Source organism: Oleiphilus sp. HI0125, from assembly GCF_001635355.1.
The window spans coordinates 1-1,001 of the sequence record NZ_LWGF01000206.1 but is presented as its reverse complement, the minus strand read 5'-3'; the positions used below and the strand labels follow the sequence as shown (position 1 = coordinate 1,001).

General features: G+C 46.7%; 2 protein-coding genes. Both read left to right on the top strand.

Annotated features, from left to right (window positions below; all coding sequences use genetic code 11):
* Positions 1–550, top strand: a 550-nt coding sequence (locus tag A3762_RS03210) for an enoyl-CoA hydratase/isomerase family protein (protein WP_082868907.1), incomplete at its 5' end; no start/stop codon positions are given.
* Positions 551–579: 29 nt separating this feature from the next.
* On the top strand, positions 580–1,001 hold a 422-nt coding region (locus A3762_RS03205), incomplete at its 3' end, for a biotin carboxylase N-terminal domain-containing protein (protein WP_304439254.1).

Here is a 1,001-nt window from a genome sequence, read left to right as displayed (position 1 = left end):
CCCTTTCTACGCATTAAACAGAGAATTTGGGCGCATGATTACCTTTGTCAACCAAATCCCGCAAGTCTTGATTGTTGTGGCTGAAGGCGCAGTACTAGGCGGTGGCTTTGGCTTAGTATGCATCTCTGACCTTGCGTTGTGCCTTGATAGCACGCAGTTTGGCTTGCCAGAGACAAGCTTGGGTATACCACCAGCGCAAATAGCACCTTTTGTTGTGACACGCATAGGCTTAACACAAGCAAGACGCTTATCATTATTTGGTGCGCGTTTTAAAGGTACTGAAGCAAAAGAATTAGGCATTGTTCATGAATGTTTAGATTCAAACGAAGCCTTAGAAACGGCGCTTGAGACTGCTCTTTCTCAAGTTAAAAATTGTGCGCCACAAGCGAATCGAACAACTAAAGAACTGATCTTAAGCGTCGGACACCAACCTCTTGAATCCTTACTTGATGGCGCAGCGAAAAATTTTGCGTCAGCCGTGCAAGGCGCCGAAGGACAAGAAGGAACCATGGCGTTCATCCAGAAACGAAAAGCCAGTTGGGCAGAATAACGACAAGCGTATTGGAGAAGATAAGAAAAATGTTTAACAAAATACTGATCGCTAATCGTGGCGAAATCGCAGTAAGGGTCATACGCACTGCAAAAGATTTAGGGTTTGAAACTGTAGCGGTCTACAGTGAGGCCGATAGTGGCGCACCACATGTCCTCGCGGCTGATGAGGCGGTATGTATTGGTCCAGCGTCTGTTGGAGAATCTTATTTAGTCGCTGACAAAATCGTGGATGCGGCGAAACGCACAGGCGCAGGAGCTGTTCATCCCGGTTATGGTTTCTTGTCTGAGAACTGTGACTTTTCTCAAGCTTGTGCTGATGCAGGCATCGTATTTATTGGACCACCAGCTCCTGCCATCGAATTGATGGGCAGCAAACGTCTTTCTAAAATCGCAATGATTGAAGCAGGCGTTCCGTGTATTCCTGGGTATGAAGGTAGCGATCAAAACCT